At 47.3% G+C, this 14755-nt stretch carries 12 protein-coding genes, 4 tRNA genes and 1 pseudogene; 13 read left to right on the forward strand and 4 right to left on the reverse strand.

Translation table 11 applies throughout. The features are described from left to right. Positions 1-45: 45 nt before the first annotated feature. Positions 46-1287, reverse strand: a complete 1242-nt coding sequence (locus tag ACO6UY_RS03230; RefSeq protein WP_422489033.1) for a hypothetical protein — start codon at positions 1285-1287, stop codon at positions 46-48. Between the two features lie 256 nt (positions 1288-1543). Between ACO6UY_RS03230 and trpR the strand changes: the two genes are divergently transcribed. The 7 genes from trpR (at position 1544) to ACO6UY_RS03265 (ending at position 5146) form a co-directional block, all read left to right on the forward strand. Continuing rightward, a complete protein-coding gene (gene trpR, locus ACO6UY_RS03235; RefSeq protein WP_422489035.1) occupies positions 1544-1816 on the forward strand; it encodes a trp operon repressor in 273 nt (90 codons plus the stop codon). A 105-nt stretch (positions 1817-1921) separates the two neighbouring features. Beyond that, the gene (locus ACO6UY_RS03240) at positions 1922-3184 is read left to right on the forward strand and encodes an aromatic amino acid transport family protein (RefSeq protein WP_422489036.1); all 1263 of its coding nucleotides are present in this window, start codon (positions 1922-1924) and stop codon (positions 3182-3184) included. Positions 3185-3330: 146 nt separating this feature from the next. Continuing rightward, complete coding sequence (gene ychF / locus ACO6UY_RS03245) at positions 3331-4422, forward strand: redox-regulated ATPase YchF (protein ID WP_209275607.1); 1092 nt, start codon at positions 3331-3333, stop codon at positions 4420-4422. Positions 4423-4591: 169 nt separating this feature from the next. After that, positions 4592-4668, forward strand: a tRNA-Met gene (locus ACO6UY_RS03250). A 103-nt stretch (positions 4669-4771) separates the two neighbouring features. Continuing rightward, positions 4772-4846 (forward strand) — tRNA-Gln (locus ACO6UY_RS03255). Positions 4847-4963: 117 nt separating this feature from the next. Further along, positions 4964-5040 (forward strand) — tRNA-Met (locus ACO6UY_RS03260). Positions 5041-5071: 31 nt separating this feature from the next. After that, positions 5072-5146 (forward strand) — tRNA-Gln (locus ACO6UY_RS03265). A 60-nt stretch (positions 5147-5206) separates the two neighbouring features. Here the strand turns inward: ACO6UY_RS03265 and ACO6UY_RS03270 are convergent. Then, complete coding sequence (locus tag ACO6UY_RS03270) at positions 5207-5686, reverse strand: Lrp/AsnC family transcriptional regulator (protein ID WP_422449574.1); 480 nt, start codon at positions 5684-5686, stop codon at positions 5207-5209. 467 nt (positions 5687-6153) lie between these two features. Here ACO6UY_RS03270 and ACO6UY_RS03275 point away from each other — a divergent pair, with 467 nt between their 5' ends. The 3 genes and pseudogenes from ACO6UY_RS03275 to brnQ all read left to right on the forward strand — a co-directional run bounded on the left by ACO6UY_RS03275 (position 6154) and on the right by brnQ (position 10258). Continuing rightward, positions 6154-6930, forward strand: coding sequence for a TSUP family transporter (locus ACO6UY_RS03275; RefSeq protein WP_422449418.1), 777 nt, complete (start codon positions 6154-6156; stop codon positions 6928-6930). 244 nt (positions 6931-7174) lie between these two features. Further along, complete coding sequence (gene cls / locus ACO6UY_RS03280) at positions 7175-8641, forward strand: cardiolipin synthase (protein ID WP_422449416.1); 1467 nt, start codon at positions 7175-7177, stop codon at positions 8639-8641. 337 nt (positions 8642-8978) lie between these two features. Then, positions 8979-10258: pseudogene (brnQ, locus tag ACO6UY_RS03285) on the forward strand (branched-chain amino acid transport system II carrier protein). Between the two features lie 41 nt (positions 10259-10299). On the opposite strand, the gene ACO6UY_RS03290 reads toward brnQ, so the two are convergent. Further along, entirely contained in the window at positions 10300-10590 is a 291-nt protein-coding gene (locus ACO6UY_RS03290) for a PA4642 family protein (protein ID WP_422449412.1), read from the reverse strand. A gap of 354 nt (positions 10591-10944) precedes the next feature. Between ACO6UY_RS03290 and ACO6UY_RS03295 the strand changes: the two genes are divergently transcribed. Continuing rightward, a complete protein-coding gene (locus ACO6UY_RS03295) occupies positions 10945-12237 on the forward strand; it encodes a hypothetical protein (RefSeq protein WP_422449410.1) in 1293 nt (430 codons plus the stop codon). 53 nt (positions 12238-12290) lie between these two features. Beyond that, positions 12291-13745 carry a coiled-coil domain-containing protein gene (locus tag ACO6UY_RS03300; protein WP_422449408.1) on the forward strand — a complete coding sequence of 485 codons (1455 nt, stop codon included), beginning with the start codon at positions 12291-12293 and terminating at the stop codon, positions 13743-13745. Between the two features lie 74 nt (positions 13746-13819). On the opposite strand, the gene ACO6UY_RS03305 is transcribed toward ACO6UY_RS03300, so the two are convergent. Beyond that, positions 13820-14377, reverse strand: a complete 558-nt coding sequence (locus tag ACO6UY_RS03305) for a hypoxanthine-guanine phosphoribosyltransferase (protein ID WP_209275615.1) — start codon at positions 14375-14377, stop codon at positions 13820-13822. A 24-nt stretch (positions 14378-14401) separates the two neighbouring features. Here ACO6UY_RS03305 and ACO6UY_RS03310 point away from each other — a divergent pair, with 24 nt between their 5' ends. Continuing rightward, a complete protein-coding gene (locus tag ACO6UY_RS03310; RefSeq protein WP_422489038.1) occupies positions 14402-14605 on the forward strand; it encodes a hypothetical protein in 204 nt (67 codons plus the stop codon). Positions 14606-14755: the final 150 nt, after the last annotated feature.

Here is a 14755-nt window from a genome sequence, read left to right on the forward strand (position 1 = left end):
CAGTTCATCAAATGTAGTTGTTTTTGTTGTCCTGCATCTTGTTAATTAATATTCCGAGGTTGCCCAGCGATAAAATCCAGAGGCCAGAATGATGCCCAGCCCGGCTTTCATAACGGTATAGATGTGAGGGGATGTTGAGAGGTAGCTGGCAATAATATAAAAAAGCATGGCCGTACTTGCGATTTCTACGGTGGCCAGAATGCCTCCCGCGGCACCCGTCAGGCTGGGAATGCTTTGCATGCCTAAAGTATGGCTAATAGTTCCTGTCAATGGGCTGGAGCCTTTCCAGAGTTTGCTGATATAGGGGTGTCTTTGGGCATAATCGGGGAGATCGTATAGGGAGGGAAATTCCTCGATTATTTCCCAGTCATTAACCAGCGCAGTCAGATAATGCCTGTCATCGGTGGAAGTTATCAGTGCAGCTGGTTGAGCATCAAAACGGGTGTTGCCTTTGCTTTCTTCGGCAAGCTGTAATTGCCTGGCGGCTTCTATAAGCTGATTGATCTCTTGTGATTCTGGTCTGGCAGTTGTTTCATTGTTTAGAAAGTGCATATGGTTTCTAAGGAGTAAAGAGCTGTAGGTTACAGGAAGCTCGCTCCCGTTGTTGTCACTGCTATCGTATAGCTGAGCCGTTGCTATTTCTGTTGGTATTGCACTAACGCCTCGTTTACTGAGAGAAAGAACAGCTACCGCTGGTGCCACGTTGATAGTGCCATTTTCGACCCTGTGGCATAGAAGGGCGTCGACCGTTGAAGTTCCGTCAAAATGTAATTCATTTAACACTCTGGTGATTTTGGGTGTGGCCGCTCTGGCCGGTTGCCAGGTTTCATCGGTTTCGTTTTCTGTGCGGCTCGGTGTAATAAGAGAAAGGTGGGAGATTTTTTTGATTCGCTGGTCGTGGCAATAAAAGTTGTTTGAAAGTTGAGGAGGGCTTTCAGGTAAAACAATGGGAGGAGAGCATGGGTCGATAAAGTAATCCGCCGGGGCAAGCACTCGATCGTTGCCAATGAGAATACCTTTTGCCATTCTTTTTTGCCTGGCAAGGGGGTTGCCCTTGCAGTGGTCAAAGTGAGCGGTAATGACTGGGGTGGCGTTGGAATGCTTTTCAAGGGTGTAGCCGGTGGTTGTGAGATATGAATCGGCAGGGTCGCCGGTTGCCATTGGTTGAGTGCTTTCTGCTGCAATGGCTGTGAGTGGCAAAGCTGACAGGGCAAGTATCAGTTTACAAATAACGGTTTTGATCAATTGTTTCACAGGATTGTCGCCTTGGTTATTCAGGTAATACACCTTGTTAAAGTTGAAACGGCTTGTCTCCATGGGGTGGTCGCAAGCGCTTTTGGGTAATTCGTTTTAATGTTGAGTGCTTGGACATTTTTTTGTGCGAATAATTCTATTTTTTGCGAACGACCATAAATTTGTTTGGCCGGGGTCTGAATTTCTGATTATTTTGATTGTGATTTTTAGTGTTTTCCGTAATATCGGAAACGAGTGTACTTTTGTACTGTTACGGCAGTACGGGCGGCTGAGATAAATTGAACAAGGCATGAAGACTGAGTCCTGGTTTCAGGTAATCAAACTGCTGAAGAGCCAGCAGGATGTGGAAGCGCTCCATGAAATTATGGCGGTGTTACTGACTCGAGAAGAACGGGAAGCGATTGGCTCAAGGCTGGCCATTATGCGGGCCCTGATTTCGGGAAAAGAGTCTCAACGGGAGATAGCTGCGCGGATCGGGGTGAGTATCGCCAAAGTAACCCGCAGTTCAAATTATCTGAAAACGCTGTCTGCTACTGAAATAGCCATGATTGAACAGATTTAAATAGTTAGTGTCTTATTAGAAAACAGCCTTGAGCCGGAAACAGCCCTGAGCCGGAAACAGCCCTGAGCTGGATAAGCAAATAGACCCATAGCAGTAGGAATAAGAATGCCTGAAGCAGTTATAACGGAAAGTTCTGCGGGCTCTGCCGGGAAGCAGGGTTCGGTTCTTGGAGGAACGGTGATCGTTGCCGGAACCGCGATTGGTGCCGGAATTTTTTCACTGCCAGTAGCCACCAGCGGTCTCTGGTTTGGTTACTCAATGCTGCTGATGGTCTTTACCTGGTATTGCATGTACAGCGCATCACTCTACCTGCTGGAAGCCAATCTGCGCTTTCCTTTGGGGGCGAGTTTTGATTCTATTGCCGAGGGCACCATTGGTTCTTTTGGTCGTATTGTTAACGGTGCTTCTGTTGCCTTTCTCTGTTACATCCTGACTTACGCTTACATTTCGGGCGGTAGTTCCATCATTACTTACTCTCTGGAAGCCGTGGATGGTGTTTCTCTTTCTCCACCGATGGCCAGCTTTGTTTTTGCCCTGGTGCTTTCCGCTATCGTAATGACCGGAACCCGTGCCGTTGACCGGGTCAGTACGGTGCTGATTGGTGGAATGGTGATCACCTTTCTTTGGAGTATCAGTGGCTTACTGGGCAATGCGTCCTCTGACAATCTGATGCCGGGCCTGTCGTTTGCCGAGGTGTCCCCGTTCTCTTTCGGAGCGTTGGGCTTTCTGACCGTCAGTTTCGGTATGCAGACCGCTGTGCCCAGTATCACCCGCTATCTCAATAAGGATGGCAAGCAGGTAAGGTTTGCCCTTTTGACCGGCTCGTTGCTGGCCCTGGCGTTTTATGCCCTGTGGCAGTTCAGTTTCTTTGGCAATCTGCCCCGTGAGGCGTTCCCGGCCATTATTGCTGCCGGAGGCAATATTGGGGATATGCTGGGCGCACTTTCCGGGTCTGGTCTTAATGTAAAAGTCTCCAATGTGTTGCAGTGGTTTGCCAATATGGCGGTGGCTAGCTCATTCCTGGGCGTTGCCCTGTGTCTGTTTGATTACATTGCAGACCTGTTCGGTTTCGACAGCAGCTTTGTGGGCCGGTTAAAAACAGCCGCCATCACGTTTATTCCGCCAACTCTGTTGGGTGTATTCCTGCCCAATGGTTTTATTACTGCCATTGGCTTCGCCGGGCTGGTGCTGGTTGTTTTCTGTATTCTCTCTCCGGTAGTGATGGCCTGGGTTGGCCGTCAACGGGGTGGGGGTGGCTACCAAGTGCCGGGCGGGACCGTGAGAATGGCACTGATCTTCCTCTTTGGCATTGTGGCCATGGTGCTGGCGGGGCTTGATTTGGTGGGGGCTCTGCCAAAGTTTGGCTGATGCCTGTTTGATGTGATTGGATTGAACGCCCGGAGAGTACTTCTCCGGGCGTTTTTTTATCTGCCGACATAAAATTTCTGAAATTTTTTCCCCCAGTCTTTATAATTCGCCCCCATTAACTATCTTCAGGAGCGAGCAGAAGCGCTATGGGTTTCAAATGTGGCATCGTTGGATTGCCAAACGTTGGTAAATCAACGCTATTTAATGCCTTAACCAAGGCGGGTATTGATGCAGAAAACTTCCCGTTCTGCACCATTGAGCCCAATGCCGGTGTTGTCGCCATGCCAGACCCCCGTCTGGATAAGCTGGCGGCAATCGTTAAACCTCAGCGAGTGTTGCCGACCACCATGGAGTTCGTGGACATCGCGGGTCTTGTTGAAGGTGCTTCCAAAGGGGAAGGCCTTGGTAACAAGTTTCTGGCGAATATCCGTGAGACGGATGCAATTGCCCATGTGGTTCGCTGCTTTGCCAATGACAATGTTATTCACGTGGCCAACAAGATTGATCCCCGTGCAGATATTGAAATCATCAATATGGAACTGGTGCTGGCGGATCTGGAAAGCTGCGAAAAACAGCTGCAGCGTGTTGCCCGTTCTGCCAAAGGTGGTGATAAGGATTCCGTAGCCCAGAAGGGGGTGCTGGAAAAAATCATTCCGCATCTGGAAGCTGGTAATCCGGTTCGCTCTCTGGATATGAGTGATGATGAGCGGAAGCTTGTTCGTTTATTCCACCTGCTGACCATCAAGCCCACCATGTATATTGCCAATGTGGATGAGGATGGTTTTGAGGATAACGAATACCTGGACACCGTTCGGGAAATCGCTGCTCAGGAAGGAGCCGTGGTGGTCCCAATCTGCAACAAGCTGGAATCGGAAATCGCCGAACTGGATGATGACGAGCGAGCAGAGTTTCTTGCGGATCTTGGCATGGAAGAGCCTGGCCTGGATCGTGTTATCCGCGCCGGTTATGAACTGCTGGGTCTGCAAACCTACTTTACCGCAGGGGTGAAAGAGGTCAGGGCCTGGACGGTGAAGGTGGGTGCCACTGCGCCGCAGGCTGCCGGTGTTATTCATACAGACTTTGAGCGTGGTTTTATTCGTGCGGAAGTCACCGGCTATGATGATTTCATTAAATACAATGGTGAGCAGGGTGCCAAGGAAGCTGGCCGTCTGCGCGTAGAAGGCAAAGCGTATATTGTTCAGGATGGTGATGTTATGCACTTCCTGTTTAATGTTTGAACCTGGCTGAAAAAAAAACGACGGAAGAAGGCACGCGAAAGCGTGCCTTTTTTCGTTGTGCCAGTGCGTCGGGTATTTGCCTGTCGTCGTGTTATGAATCTGCGTTGCTTATAGGCTTTTTGCTTGACAGGCTCAGGTGAAATCACTAAAGTGCGCACCATCTTTCGGCGGCTAGGTAGCTCAGTTGGTTAGAGCACAGCACTCATAATGCTGGGGTCGGCAGTTCGAATCTGCCCCTAGCTACCATCTAATCTTTTCTGCAAGATTTATGATGGTTGCTAAAACGAGTTTTCGTATAGTAGCATCGAAAGGCCTTTGTGAGCGAAGAGATAACAATTCGCTAATTTGCTGGGGTGTCGCCAAGCGGTAAGGCATCAGGTTTTGATCCTGACATGCGGGGGTTCGAATCCCTCCACCCCAGCCATTTATCCTGTTGCTGTGGCAGTTGTTGTAACAGTCGTTGTAACAGCTGTAGAGATAAAGAATGGCATGTTTCTTGACATGAGCATTCTGAATCACGACAATAGCGGCCCGATTCAGTGGCTAGGTAGCTCAGTTGGTTAGAGCACAGCACTCATAATGCTGGGGTCGGCAGTTCGAATCTGCCCCTAGCTACCACTAGTTCGAATATGCATCCTGCATAATCTATTGGGGTGTCGCCAAGCGGTAAGGCATCAGGTTTTGATCCTGACATGCGGGGGTTCGAATCCCTCCACCCCAGCCATACAGAACCTTCCTGAGATATCAGGAAGGTTTTTTTGTGCCTCTGTTTTTAATCAGGCCGTTAAGGCTTGAGATGGTTCAGGGGTAAAGCGGTCTTATGAACCGGCTGGCGGAGTACAAAGCTGGAATGTACGCCGGTGACGCCAGTAATTTTTGTGATCTTGTTTAGCAGAAAATCCTGATAGTAATTCATGTCCGGCACCATCACCTTGACCATATAGTCTGCCGATTGCCCGGTAATCAACAGGCACTCAATCACTTCGTCATAACTGTTGATGGTTTCTTCAAAGTGTTCAAATCGCTCCGGGGTGTGTCTATCCATACTGATATGAATCAGAACGGTAAGGCTTAGTCCCAGCTTCTGTGGGTTGAGCAGTGTTACTCTGGCGGTTATTAATCCTGACTCCTCCAGCTGCCTGACCCTGCGCAGGCATGGGGATGGCGTCAGTCCAATCAGATCGGCCAGATCCTGATTGCTGATATGGGCATTCTGTTGCAGCGCTTGAAGTATCCGGATATCGTAACGATCGAGTTTCATGATATTTTCTTTTAATAATTATTAAGTCTTTGGAATATTATTGCGCTGTTTTTGGGTTTTATCCACCAATTCGCAATCTTTTGCCACGCCGTTTTTTCTATAATTATCCCGTAATAAAGAGTGTCGCCAAAAGTGACCTTCAGCCATCCCGGCCACAAGCCTGAGATGAAAAAGTATTCCCAATCAGGAATGCTGGTCAGAGGAACTCACAAGGTTCAATGACGGAGAGCGTATTAGCAGGCCAGGTGTTATGAGCTCAAGCGAGATTACCAACCGCTGATTATCTGGGGAGATAATCAGCGGTTTTTGCTATTGGTACGAATATTTTTTTACGGGTTTTTAATAACCCGGTAATCGAAAAGTAAGTAGATTCCGTTTGCTGCGGGGTGAACTTTATCTGAATATTTTTTGCTGGACGTTCTATTATTACGCTTCCATAAATTATCAACCTTTATCTGCAAGGATTGACCTTGGACGCAACCATTACTCTGGATCTTGTGCTTTTCCTTTTTACTGTTGCCTCGGTGGCTGGATTTGTTGATTCCATTGCGGGTGGTGGGGGGCTGATATCAATGCCCGCGCTTCTGGCTGCCGGGCTTTCACCGGTTCAGGCGCTGGCAACCAATAAGCTTCAGGGGGCCGCTGGTACGCTGTCTGCCAGTGTTTACTTTATTTCCAAAGGTGCGGTTAACCTGCGGGAGATACGTCTGCCAATAGTGATGACCTTTATTGGCAGCATGATGGGGACGCTGCTGGTGCAGAGGATTGATGCCGGGGTTTTGGAACAGGCCATTCCCTTCCTGCTGATCGGTATTGTCCTTTACTTTCTGTTTTCTCCACGACTGAGCTGTGACCAGTCACGACAGTTGATCTCTGTGCCGGTGTTTGCGTTTACCGTGGCGTTGCTGATCGGTTTTTATGATGGCTTCTTTGGGCCGGGTACCGGTTCGTTTTTTACCATGGCGTTTGCAGGCTTGCTGGGGTATTCCATCACCAGTGCCACCGCTCATACCAAAGTTTTGAATTGCACCAGCAATTTGGCCTCTTTGCTGTTTTTCATTATTGGTGGGCATGCGGTCTGGGCGGTTGGTCTGGTCATGATAGTGGGCCAGGTTATTGGTGCCAGACTTGGCTCATATGTGGTACTTAGCCGCGGCGAGGCATTGATCCGTCCCATGATTGTCTGCGTGTCTCTGGCTATGACGGCCAAACTTCTTTGGGGTAATTATGGACATTTGCTCCAGTGAAAGGCATCTTGTTTGAAACCATTGTCCCTTTTTATCTGTCGAGGCTGCCCGCTACCGGGCAGCTTTGTGGGTAATGCCAGCTGAGTTTGCAAACCCCGTTATTCCCGGTGACTGGTTAGAAAGACAATAGTCTTGGCGGCTGGTTTATAGCCGGAGCAATGGCGAACACCTCAACAGAGTACTTCTAGCCAGATCAGCCGGACATTTGGGTAATTCAGCTGGTTTAATTTCGGAACTTTAGTGCATGGAAACAACCTGGTATAGCTGGCTGTTTGGCGCTGCCTATTTAAGTGCCATTATTGCTTTTGCGGTTGTAGTGATTATGACCCGAAGGCCTGTGGGGGTTTCTCTGGCCTGGCTGGTGTTGCTGTTCGCGTTGCCGGTGGCAGGGTTTGTGCTGTATCTGTTATTGGGTTCGCCCCGCCTGGGCATTGGTCGTTTAAAACGCATGCGCACACTTTATCCGGATTATGCCCAGTGGTATCAGCACCTGGCCCGGATTATCTCAGGTGGTGAGCCATCCCGCTGTCCGGTGACCAGTCATCATGGCATTTTCTCATTGGCAGAAAAAAGCATGAGTATTCCTTTGCTGCCGGGTAACCACCTGCAGCTCTTTTCAGATTTTGAAAACATTATCGAACCTCTGCTGCGTGATATAGAAAATGCCCGGCAAAGTCTCTTGATTGAGTTCTATATATGGGAGCCGGTCGGTCGGGCTGAAGAGGTGGCGGAAGCGGTTATCCGCGCTTCCAGGCGAGGGGTTGATTGTCTGGTTGTGCTGGATAATGTCGGCAGTCGGGATTTTTTGAATGGAGTATGGGCGCGTCGTTTTCGCCTTGAAGGGATCAGTGTTACCGCATCCATGTCAGCCGGCCCTCTGCGCATGCTGGTGGAGCGTATGGATATTCGTAACCATCGGAAGATTCTGGTGGTTGATGATCAGGTGGCCTGGACCGGCAGTTTTAACCTGGTAGATCCATCCCTGTTTAAGCAGGATGCTCAGGTCGGACAGTGGGTGGATGCCATGGTCAGGATTGATGGTGTTGCTGCCCATGTGCTCGGAGCCATCGTGCAGTGGGATAAGGCACTGGAAACCGGGCAGGGGCACCCCTCGTTCAACCGGCAGTATGAGTACCCTTCGGCTGAGCATCGTGGCCGGGACGGTGCATTTGTACACGTTCTGCCGTCCGGACCTGATGTGGACCGGGAAATGCTGCAGCAGGTTCTGCTGACGGCTATTTACGAAAGTCGTCAGGAACTCCTGATCAGTACACCGTATTTTGTGCCCGATGAGTCTTTGCTGACGGCCTTGAAGTCAGCAGCAATGCGTGGTGTGGATGTCCAGTTGCTGGTGCCAGAGAAAAATGACTCGAGAATGGTTCATCATGCCAGTCGCTCCTATTATCAGGAGTTGCTGCAGGCTGGCGTGACTATTCAGCAGTTCAGAGGGGGGTTGCTGCACACCAAGTGTGTTCTGGTGGACCGTGAAACAGCGCTGTTTGGTACCGTAAACCTGGATATGCGCAGTGTCTGGCTGAATTATGAAGTGACGTTGATTGTTTATGATGATGGCTTTGGCCAGCAGATATTTCATGTGCTCCAGTCCTATATGAATCAGGCGGGTGAGGTGGATATCAACCGTTGGTCAAAAAGACCCTTTCGACGGAAACTGCTGGAAAATACGCTGCAGCTATTAAGTCCGCTGCTGTGATTGGGCGCTGGGAATAACGTTAATAGTGATTACTGCTGAGGTTTGATGCTTACTTAAGGGATTTCTTCTTTATTATTGATTAAAACGCAATAAATCCTGCTTTTTTGTTATTTTTAGGTGAAAGCACTGATATAGCTAGAGCCTCATGTATGAAATAAAGAGGCCTCTCGGGAGGCCTTTATTTCGCCTCTCCATGCTCACTTCCAACACTATTCTTTCTGGTTACAGGGTTTGCCGTTCTGGTATGGCTGACCGGTCGTTTGCCAGAGAGAGTGGGTACAGGGGACAGGTTTTGTCGCAGACTTTAAAAGCCACAGATATTATGGCCACGGGCCTGATGACCTTTGCGCTCTTTCTGGGCGCAGGAAATATTATCTTTCCTCCATTTCTGGGGCATATGGCGGGCACTGAGCTGATGATTGCGATGCTTGGATTTCTGCTCACTGGAGTAGGCCTGCCGTTGCTGGGTGTGCTTGCCTGTGCTCGTGTCGGTGGTGGTCTGGAAAAGCTGACTACCATTTTCCCGGCAAAAATCGCCTTAACCTTTGCAGTTGTTCTGTTTCTGGCTATCGGTCCTTTGTTTGCCGCGCCCGGGACCGCTGTTGTTTCTTATGAGCTGGGTCTTCTGCCGTTTATTGCTGAGTCCGGTGCGGTTTCGCTGGCGCTGTTTTCCATAACGTTTTTTGCTGTTGCGCTGTATCTGGCACTGTTTCCGGGCAGGTTGGTTGAGACGGTAGGCAAAGTGATCACTCCGCTACTGATGGGTGTTCTGGTGATTATTGCCGTTGGTGCTTTGCTTTTTCCCCAGGGAGAAGCTGGTGCTGCCACCGAGTCCATGATCAGTCAGGGCTTCTTTAATGGTTTCCGTGAGGGTTACCAGACCATGGATACCCTGGGGGCACTGGTATTTGGCGTGGTTATCATCAATGCTATTCAAAATAAGGGGGTTACGGATACACGGCAGGTTGCGCGCTATACCTTTATTGCAGGCTTGATCGCTTCTGTCGGTCTGTCACTGGTGTATCTGGTATTGGGTTACATTGGTGCTACCAGTCATCAGCTGGTGGGTGCTCCGCAAAATGGCGCAGAGATTATCAGCCTGTTCATCGACGCGGTGTTTGGGTCCTGGGGGAAGGTGGTACTGGCTATCACAGTTATTCTGGCCTGTTTGACCACTGCGATTGGTTTGCTCAGTGCCTGTGGTGAATATTTTTCCCGGGTATTTCCGGCATTTAATTATCGCACCTGGGTGATTCTCTGCGCCCTGGCCAGCGCACTGATTGCCAATGTTGGATTGAATACATTATTGCAGGTTACCCGTTGCTGATTATCTATCCTGTCGCGATTGCTTTGATTGTGGTGACACTGTTGCAATCGTGGCTGGCGAAACCTGAGCGGGTAATGGCGTTTGTACTAATTCCAGTGGGTCTGATCAGTCTTGTAGAAGGTCTGCACGCCGCTGGCCTGGCTTTCATTGAGCCAGCTTACGCAGTGCTTGCGTATTTGCCTTTGCAGACAGAGGGTCTGGTCTGGTTGTTACCAGGTATTCTGGGTGGTATTTTTGCGATGATCACGTCAGTTCGTTCCTCGCAGGACGCCAGGCCTGTTCAGGGGTAACAGGTATCAGGCTGCCCATTGTATCGGGCAGCCTCTGATGTTTAATGCCTGACCGGGTCAGTAAGAGCTTTGAGATACGGTTGACCGTGGTGATGTTGTGTGATGGTTTCAGCCAGAGTTTTCCCTGCGCTGTCCCGGGCGTCCAGATTCAGGCCGGCTTCCAGATAAAATGGGATAAAACGGGCAAAATCATCCGCACGAAGGTAGCGGTAGGCTCTTAACAGAATGTGATAGTCTCGACTGCTGCCAGCGGCTGGCTGCAGTGTCAGCAGCGCTTTCAGGCGCTCATCACTTAATTCCTCTCCAATGACTTTCTGTTTGTCTTTCTTCATGGCTGACTCACTGTCCAGTGTTTTATGGGTAGGGTTTGTCTGGGCGAAATCTATAAGCAGATGGATATTTTACTGAGTCGAAAACAAAGATATATAACCTCAATAGGATATTTTGAGATTACGTTAAGCATAAAAAGAATAAAAGTAAATGTTTGCAGTGGGATTTAGACAGGCTCAGATAATCCATTGCCGGAAAAGCGGCCTATAAGGCGACATGATTTTGACAAAGAGTTTATTTTACCGGGAATCACTGTCCGGTTGCCTGTTTTCTGAAATCACTATTGGCTTTGTTATTAAAGTTTTCTTGCGCAGCTACAATTGATTGAGTGATCAAAGGAATGTTTGAGGGCCATTATGGAAAGGGCATCTAATACAGGTTCGCTTAGTTTACAACAACTGGACACGATCAAAAGTCTTCTTCAAGAGGGGAATGAATGTACCATTACATTTGGTCCTAAGGGTACGGTTACCATTACGGCAGTAAAGGTTTTATCAACACCGGGTCTTAAGTTATCAGACCAGGAACCAGGTGTATCCGGACCCAAAAAGATACCCCTTGAGCGGAGAAAAATTGGGATAGCCGCTGAAAAAGATACGGTATCCGTTCGGGAAAAAGTATTTAAGAAACTGAAGCAGTTTAAAACCAGCGTTAGCGAAAAATTAAAAAGTTCATTCAATGGTATCAAAAAAGCCGTCAAGCATGAAAACTGGGAAAAAATTCCAGAAGAATCAATAAAGGGCGGCTCTGACCAGTTGAAGCTTGAAGCTCAAGCACACAATGACAGAATTGATCAACTTGAGAGTGCTGAGAAACAGGAGGTTGATAAGCAAACAGAACTGGATAAGCTCAAGCAGCTCTACAAAGATACCATTAAGGTTTGTGAAAATCCTGATGGCGTGATCCATAGCAAAAAGAGAATATCTCTCCCAATTCCTATTGAGGACGCTGATCCTGTGATAATTGCATCAACGGATCCTGATGCTCGGAAAGATCTGGTCAATATGGTGATTAAGCAGGTTGAAAATTCAGGTTTGTCTGATCGAATGGAACGGCTTGATTCAGAAATACAAAAGCTGAGATCTGAGCAGAAGCAGTTGAAATCTTCAATAAAAGATAGTGGTAAAGAAATTCTCAAACATTTTAAGGAGCAACAGCATACTCTGGAACAGGGCAAGGGTAGAAATACCAGGCTATCTGAATTACAGGATACGTTGACTCAGCAGCGTATCAAGCTGGACGATAAGGTTGACCAGTTGCAGACTGAAATCAGAGCACTGAAAGCAGAGAAGCAACAAACACAGGAGTCCGTTGCTGAGCATAAGAAGCTTCTGTCAGACTTGAAAAAACAACTGAGTCTGCTCAGTATGATCCCAAAAGAGCGTGAGGGAATACCGACAGCATTCACTGCTACGGTGAATAGTATTGAGAAAGCGCAAAAGATTATTGAAAATGGTAGTGCCAGGTTGGAAGCAATACCCGGTGAGATGAAGGAGAAAAAAGCAGAGCTTGATACTAAGATGAAAGAAGTGGATAGCTTGCAAAAAGGTAAAGAATTAAAACAACAGGAGAAAGCTGACAAGAGAGAAATGGAAGCTGAACAGAATATGCTTAAACAGCAATTAGGTAGAAATCTTCGGAAAAAATAATCTTTTATCGAAAAAAAATATTCTTAAACCATGGAAAGGAAGGAGTCATAAAAATGACCGCTATAAGTAACAACCGGGTTGATCAAATTCAAAAACTACCTTTTGCTATAAAAGCAGATATTGTTAACCCAGAAGTAGGGTTTCTGAATGGGAAGCAGGTTACTATTCAGGAGATTAATCCAGAAGAGTTTGTCGGTATCCAGGTTTCTGCGGGTAAGTTTGAAGAGCTTCCTAAAAGCATCAGGCCTGTAAAGGTTGCCTTTAAAGATTTTCGTCAGTGGCTCAGTAACTGCCGTCCTGTTAAAGGAATAAAGCATTTGGTGATGGGCAAAGGCAAGAGGATGGTGAAAAATCAGAATTGGGGAGAAATTTCCCCAGCTCAGGCTCAAAAAGCTTTAAAAGCTACTCACAGTAATGACAAAAAGCAAATATTGGCGGAAGAGATTCAGAAATTTAATACAGATTTGAAGACGCTCGGTCAGAAGAAAGAGGATCTTAACGAGTTAAAAATGCAAAATGATCAATTCAGAGAAAAGTACAAAACTATATTGTCGATTGTTGATGGGGATTTGACCTCTTTACGTAACGGATCAGTGATTGTTTTACCGCCGGCCACTGAGGATGGGGAGCCTCAATTGGTGGCTTTGAAAAGTGGTTCAGAGAGAGTGCGTAAAAATGCTGTGAGAAAACTTGCAAATATTTTCATGGATAGTGAGGCTTACGATCTGTTCAGCAGGAATGTGCATCAAGTTTCTAATATTGAAAAAGAACGTAATGAATTGAAGTCATCTTTGGCTAAGCAGGCAAATAATTTTAAAAAAGAACATAAGGGGCTTATTAATGAGAGAGCTGATGACTTCAAAGAGACTCTGGCCCTTCATAGTAAGAAAATGAAAGATGAAGCCATTTCAGACTTGAAAAAAGCTGAAGTCGAATACACTGAGACAATAAATAAAAAAATTGATAATAAAATTTCTGAAGCTAATAAACTGAGTAATCAAATAAAAGAAAACCAAACCCGCATTGGTGAGATTCAAACTGTCATTGCCGAGAAACAACAAAAACTACAAGGTTACGAAATGTCGTTAATGTTTGTTGAGGAATCTGAGGTCAAGCTGCCTGAGTTTGCACCCAAAATTACAACTGCTGAAAACATTAAAAAAATCAACGTGGGTAAAACAGAGCTTCTCTCAGAACTTGGAGCTGAACAGAAAAAGCTTGAAAATCTGCAATATGCCCTGAAAAAAAATCAGGATGATCAAATACAGGTTATGAAAGACTTAAAAACTCTGCAAGCTGAGAAAAAGAAAGAGATGACAGCATTACAAAAAGCACGAAAGAAAATCGAAAACCAATACGATGATAAAACTTCGGAGATGAGCAAATTGTATGACCAGGATATCAAGGCTCAAAACCAGACGGTAACCAAAATGTTCAGTGGCTCTGGATTTAAAAAGAAAGACACTGCCCAACCACAAAATGACCAGGAAAATAATCCTGAAGCATAACACTGGCGAAATGGATTAACCCAAATCAAAAAGCCTCCGGACCGGAGGCTTTTTTTCTAAGAAATTGCAGGATTTCAATGACCTTTCAGGGCATAAATGCCATTGGCATTACGCCAGTAACCCTGATAGTCCAGACCGTAGCCAAAAATATAGCGATCTTCGATTTCCAGGCCGGTAAAGTCAGCCTTCAGGCCCGGACGGGCTTTACGATCATGCTTTTTATCCACCAGAACCGCAGTCAGAACGCTGGCTGCACCTTCTTCCTTACAAAAATCGATAATTGCATCGAGAGTATGCCCTTCATCCAGAATATCGTCGATGATCAGGACGGTACGATTTTTGATGGTCTGGGTTGGGCGAACTTTCCACTCCAGGCCGCCACCGGTCAACTGGTCCCGGTAACGGGTTGCATGCACGTAGGAGGCTTCCAGGGGGAACTGCATATGAGTCAGCAGTTTGCCGGTAATCACCAGGCCTCCATTCATTACGCAGAATACCAGCGGGTTGCTATCCGCCAGCTGGTTGGTAATGTTGCGTCCCATGGTGGCGATGGCATCTTCAATCTGCTGCTCGTTATAGAGACAGTCGGCTTCATCCATCACTTGCCGGATATGGTCGAGATCAACAGACATGTTGTGCAAACCCTGATCGTTTGATTGGCGGCCGGTCACGCCAGTGAGTCAACTCATGCAGTACAGGTGTCGGACACCCTGGCGAGCGGCAGTCCATTTTTGATTAAAAAACCATTTTTACTCTCCTGTGGAGAGCTGGAAACAGTTTTCACGAAAAGCAAAGCAGGAAAAAATACCGTTGTTGTCGTCAATGGGCAAGAGAAAACTACACGATTGTTGCGGTTGTAAAAACCTATGGGCAGTGCGGACATCCTGTGGGAGAATAAGAAGGTTTAGGCGTTGAAAGCTGTTGCACGATCATTCTCTCAATGAGTGCTTACTCAGAAACGTTTTCTATCTCAGCCATTCATTTTTTTACTTCATTACCCATCCACCTCC

This window comes from Endozoicomonas sp. ALE010 (assembly GCF_049310165.1).
In the GTDB taxonomy this organism is placed as follows: Bacteria; Pseudomonadota; Gammaproteobacteria; order Pseudomonadales; family Endozoicomonadaceae; genus Endozoicomonas.

Bases quoted from the DNA above. Each gene is read 5' to 3' on its own strand.
- trpR (WP_422489035.1), top strand. From the start codon at position 1,544: ATGAAGACTGAGTCCTGGTTTCAGGTAATCAAACTGCTGAAGAGCCAG.
- ACO6UY_RS03240 (WP_422489036.1), top strand. From the start codon at position 1,922: ATGCCTGAAGCAGTTATAACGGAAAGTTCTGCGGGCTCTGCCGGGAAG.
- ychF (WP_209275607.1), top strand. From the start codon at position 3,331: ATGGGTTTCAAATGTGGCATCGTTGGATTGCCAAACGTTGGTAAATCA.
- cls (WP_422449416.1), top strand. From the start codon at position 7,175: ATGGAAACAACCTGGTATAGCTGGCTGTTTGGCGCTGCCTATTTAAGT.
- ACO6UY_RS03290 (WP_422449412.1), bottom strand. From the start codon at position 10,590: ATGAAGAAAGACAAACAGAAAGTCATTGGAGAGGAATTAAGTGATGAG.
- ACO6UY_RS03295 (WP_422449410.1), top strand. From the start codon at position 10,945: ATGGAAAGGGCATCTAATACAGGTTCGCTTAGTTTACAACAACTGGAC.
- ACO6UY_RS03300 (WP_422449408.1), top strand. From the start codon at position 12,291: ATGACCGCTATAAGTAACAACCGGGTTGATCAAATTCAAAAACTACCT.
- ACO6UY_RS03305 (WP_209275615.1), bottom strand. From the start codon at position 14,377: ATGTCTGTTGATCTCGACCATATCCGGCAAGTGATGGATGAAGCCGAC.